Origin of the sequence: uncultured Veillonella sp., from assembly GCF_934190855.1 — a bacterium.
In the GTDB taxonomy this organism is placed as follows: Bacteria; Bacillota; Negativicutes; order Veillonellales; family Veillonellaceae; genus Veillonella.
The window spans coordinates 1-5,133 of sequence record NZ_CAKPTN010000116.1 but is presented as its reverse complement, the minus strand read 5'-3'; the positions used below and the strand labels follow the sequence as shown (position 1 = coordinate 5,133).

At 38.8% G+C, this 5,133-nt stretch carries 4 protein-coding genes and 1 tRNA gene; all 5 read right to left on the bottom strand.

Annotated elements, in window-relative coordinates; all coding sequences use genetic code 11:
• Positions 1 to 333: 333 nt before the first annotated feature.
• Positions 334 to 774, bottom strand: a complete 441-nt coding sequence (locus tag Q0F90_RS07030; protein ID WP_296004337.1) for an SMI1/KNR4 family protein — start codon at positions 772 to 774, stop codon at positions 334 to 336.
• Between the two features lie 107 nt (positions 775 to 881).
• Complete coding sequence (locus Q0F90_RS07025) at positions 882 to 1,154, bottom strand: DUF4265 domain-containing protein (RefSeq protein WP_296004336.1); 273 nt, start codon at positions 1,152 to 1,154, stop codon at positions 882 to 884.
• A gap of 178 nt (positions 1,155 to 1,332) precedes the next feature.
• A tRNA-Ser gene (locus Q0F90_RS07020) sits at positions 1,333 to 1,421 on the bottom strand.
• 188 nt (positions 1,422 to 1,609) lie between these two features.
• Positions 1,610 to 2,563 (bottom strand): magnesium transporter CorA family protein, encoded by a 954-nt coding sequence (locus Q0F90_RS07015; RefSeq protein WP_296004335.1) that lies wholly within the window; start codon positions 2,561 to 2,563, stop codon positions 1,610 to 1,612.
• Between the two features lie 282 nt (positions 2,564 to 2,845).
• Complete coding sequence (locus tag Q0F90_RS07010) at positions 2,846 to 4,975, bottom strand: cation-translocating P-type ATPase (protein WP_296004334.1); 2,130 nt, start codon at positions 4,973 to 4,975, stop codon at positions 2,846 to 2,848.
• Positions 4,976 to 5,133 lie beyond the last annotated feature (158 nt).

The window sequence follows — 5,133 nt, the reverse complement described above, 5'->3', positions numbered from 1 at the left end:
TTGAACAACAGGCGCGCAATTTGGACATGGTGCTAAATGTTTTTTATCTACATTTCTTACTACCTGAATAGCTGTAAGTTGTGTTTAGCAAAAAAAATTTTCAAAGCAGTCTCAGTTTTAAGATCAAATTCATTAGCTACTTGACTTAAAATATCAGCTTCCACACACGCCCTACGTCAGGATTGGAGGTTTCATGCGGGCTAAGGCTTGTTTAATTTTTTAAAAAGTCTCTTAATAGCTTCATCCTAAATGAAATCTGTTTTTGCCTCACGGTCAGCTGAAAAATATTTCAGACGACCTTAGGAGTTTGTTAAACCTTGATACAATTTACATTTACTCGAAATCTATAATTTTTCCATATTCAAGAATTTCATCAAAAGTATCTGCTACTTTTCCAATACTTCCATCATCTAGCCAATACTCCCATATTGAAAAATCATCTTCCAAATCAAAATATACGCATGCTCCATCAGCTAAAGAGCCAAACAGCAAACCTCTTTTTACTCGTTCTGAGTCAATATATCCATTTGAGTCATGCCTTTCTACAATATTAGGCATCTGTTGTTTCTCTTTATTTATCTCTACTAGGTATTTTAAATAGCACCATTGAGGAAAGCCATTTAAGTTATCAAACAACGATTCTTCATTAAAGAGATTAATTTGATAGTTGTTGAATTCAATCTCCATAAATAATTGAAATTTATCAAGGGTATTTTTATATGACTGAGGAAACAAGATGTTTAAATTTTTTTCTATGCTTGATAATTCTTTCATGATTAGTCCTTTCAATATGAATTCTTTTTACAACTTTCAATATAATCCCGTGCACGTTTTTTCCAATAGGCCTCACGAAATTTATCGTACGCCTCAGCTTGCATAAATTATTGTGCCAGATACCCTGTGTCATAATCTAAATCGTCAGTTTCCACATACTCATCTAAGAAAAGATATATTTCTTCTATATCTACTTGAATTGGTATGTTTATTGCATGGAAATTTACGCTAACAATATCACCAAAAGAGACTTCTTTGCTATAAAAAGGAATATTATTTATTTTAAGATAGCCTTCTTCGGTCTCTTCTGCCCAAATGCTTTCCATAGATACTGGAGGATAACCATCAATTACTTCTAGATTTAAAAAAAGCTTTTTCATTTTAATTACCTTAAATAACCTTGCTAACTACTGTAGGATCTTGATTTAACAATTCAGCTTGATAGAATAATTCAATTGCTTTTCTTTTAAATTCATAACTATATCTCATTAAAATACCCCCTTTACTGGTTATCCAGTAAAGGGGGTAGATATCATAACCTAAAGGGCTTTCTAATTGTGGCGGAGAGGGTGGGATTCGAACCCACGGCCCCTTGCGGAGTCACTGGTTTTCAAGACCAGCTCCTTAAACCACTCGGACACCTCTCCATAACGGTATTATTATATCAGATTGGTCTAATAATAAGCAACAACGTAATATAAGGCAAGAAAAAAGCTGGCTCAAAGCCAGCTTTTTCCATGTGTATTTAATGTTGAATAAAGTTTTCAACTATTTACTATCAAATTATGCTTTCATCTATTTGCTACGGAATTAAGCATTCAACAACTCTCAAATATTAGAACAAGTCTTTTTTCCACATCCCAATAATGGCAATAATAGAGCAAAGTAGTGCAATGCCTACAACCTCATAGAAGCCATTTGGATCATCTTGGAACGGCAAGTGAACGTTTGTCCCCCACAAGCTAAATATGATAGTTGGCACGGCCATTGTAATCGTTAAGGTTGCCAACATTTTCATAACCATATTGAGGTTGTTAGAGATGATAGACGTGAAGGCGTTCATCATGTTCATCAAGATATTGGAGTACATTTCAACCATTTCCATGGCCTGTTTGTTCTCGATGATAACGTCCTCTAGTAAGTCCTCATCCTCTTCGTATATTTTGAGTAAATGTCTGTAAGAGCTATGACCACGCAAGCGCAATAGACGCTCCATAACGGTACCATTCGTGCGCAATGCAGAGGTAAAGTATGTCATGGATTTCTGTAATTCCAACAATTGGAAGAAGTCTTTATTCTTTGTAGTATGACGCAATTGAACTTCAATGTCGTCTGTACGACGGTTGATTTGTTGCAAATAACGCAAGAACATAGTCGCTGTGCGGTACAAGATTTGGAACAAGAAACGAGTCTTTTTAAACGTATAGAACGTAGAAATCTGATTAGAAATAAACGGATACAACACTTCAGATTCTTCGAGGCAGACCGTAATAAAGAAGTCTGGCGTCAAGAAGATACCAAGCGGTACTGTATCGTACATGTCGTTACCGCGAACTACTGGAATGTTGATAACAACGAAGATATAATTGTCCTCTAACTCCACGTGAGAACGTTCTTCCATATCGAGGGCGGTCTTTAAAACATCCGTTGGAATTTCTGTCAAAATATTGATAAGGGATAACTCATCGGGGTCTGGGTTCACCAAATTTACCCAAGAACCTTTTGTGGCATCTGATACAGTGCAGTCTGAAACTAACTCTTCTTCTATGTGTTTGTACACCGTGATCATGCTATCCCTCCTTCCAACGAATATATAGTAATCATCTAATAAATTATATACTATTTTATAGCTATTATTCAATTCAATTGTGAAAGTTTTGTATATGTCGTATATACATATACAGCTTTATGTCTATTTATGATATACATATGTATATGGTAAAAGTATCTCTATAAAAAAACCTCTATACCAGCTTTCACCAGCATAGAGGTTATTATATGCTAATCTTTCAGATTAGAAGAATGTCATTTGTTATATTACTATCTTGATCTAAAGGATGCTTTCACCATATTAACGGCGCAAGATACGAATAGAGTTCAAGATACAAAGGATGGATACGCCAGTATCGCCAAATACGGCCCACCACATGGATGCATAGCCTAAAAGACCTAATACCATAATTAGAACTTTAACAGCAATAGCGAATACAACGTTTTGCCATGCTACGCGCAATGTCGCTTTGGACAAGTCAAGGATATGTGCGATAGCAGTCAAGGACGGACGCATGAACACAACGTCTGCCGCTTCGATAGCCGCATCAGCACCGCTACCCATAGCGCCACCAACATCAGCACCAGCAAGTACTGGAGCGTCGTTGATGCCGTCGCCTACGAACATAGTAGGACCATATTCGGAACGAATATCTTGTACTACAGATAATTTATCTTGAGGCAACAATTGAGCGCGAACAGCACTTACACCAGTTTCTTTAGCGATGTAATTGGCACTTGCTTCAGCATCACCGGTAAGCATAACAGTTTTAATGTCTTGACTATTAAGATCAGTGATAGCCTCTGCAGAATCAGGACGAGCTTCATCGGCGATGATGATGCGGCCAAGGTATACATTACCTTCTGCTACAAGAACCTCTGTACCGTATTCAGCAGGTTCTGTTGGATAGCCTTGAACATTATAACGTTCCATAAGACGACGGTTACCAACCAGTACTTGTTGACCATCTGTCATACCTACCATACCTTCGCCTGCCAATTCTTGAACAAAGTCGGACGCCTCTACAGCAATGCCTTGAGCCTTTGCTTCAGATACGATGCTTGTTGCGATTGGATGGGTAGATACAGCTTCGATAGCTGATGCCATGGACAACAATTGAGTATTGCTCACATGGGAGCCTACAGTTTCTACGTTTTGTACTTTAAATTCACCAGATGTGATAGTACCAGTTTTATCAAGAGCTACTGCTTTCACACCAGCCAACGCCTCGATAACGCGACCACCTTTAAGCAAGATACCGTGTTTAGACGCATTACCGATACCGGAGAAGAATGCGAGTGGCACGCTAAGCACCAATGCGCATGGACAAGAAATAACGAGGAATGTTAAGGCTGTGTAGATCCATTTATGCCATTCACCTGTGATAAGAGATGGAATGATAGCAACAGCCAATGCAAGAGCTACAACGATTGGTGTATATACGCGAGCAAAACGTGTAATGAAGCGGTCGATCTTAGGTTTAGAAGATGCGGCGTTTTCAACGGCATCAAGGATTTTTGTAACCATAGATTCTTCAAGAACCTTATCTACACGCATCGTAATGCGGCCGGATTCGTTGATACAACCAGACATAAGTTGAGTACCAGGTACAGCACGAACCGGTACAGGTTCACCTGTTACAGGAGCTGTATTAACGCGAGTTTCACCTTCAAGAACAGTACCGTCTAGAGGAATTAAATCGCCAGGACGAACTTCGATAGTTGAGCCTACCTCAACCTTTTCAGGAGCCATAACTACGATTTCACCACCGCAGCATGTATCTACAACACGCACCTCTTGTGGACGCATATCAACAGCGTTCATGATTTCTGTACGGCTACGATCTGTAGCTTTATGTTCAAAGAACTCACCGATACGGTAGAACAAGATTACGCCTACAGCCTCAGGCAATGCATCGATTGCAATAGCCCCCAATGTAGCGATAGACATTAAGAAGTTCTCGTCGAACACTTGGCCTTTTAAGATATTGCGACCTGCAATACGCAATACTGGGAAGGCAAGCAAAATATAAGCAATATAGTAAATTGGAGTTTCGATAGACTCTGGCAAACCGATGGATGGAACAACTGTCGTCAACGCTTCGTAGGCCATAAATAATAAGCCTGCTACGATAACTGCAATCGTTACTGCCTCACTGCCGTGGTCGTGATCATGACCATGGTCATCCATAGCCGCTTTAGATTTACGCTCGTAATCAGCTACTGTTACGCCCTCTTCGATGGAGTCACAAATATCTTGAATATCGCGTTTTAATGCTTCGCGGTCTTCCCAAGCACCAGTTAAACGCAATTGATGCGTTGCTACTGTGAAGTTAGCAGATTCAATACCATCCATTTTGCGGATGCGATCTTCAATTTTTGCTGCGCAATTCGCACAGTTCAAATCCTTCAGCAATAATGTTTCTTCCATGATATCTCCTTTGATAATTGTGAAAGTTTCTACCCTGTATTGTAAGTTAATATTTCATAGATTTCTAATACTTATTAGACATATCTTCTTCCATATCTTTTAAGATATGTTCTTACACATTTCTTATCAGATACTTTATATGAATATCTGTTCATATG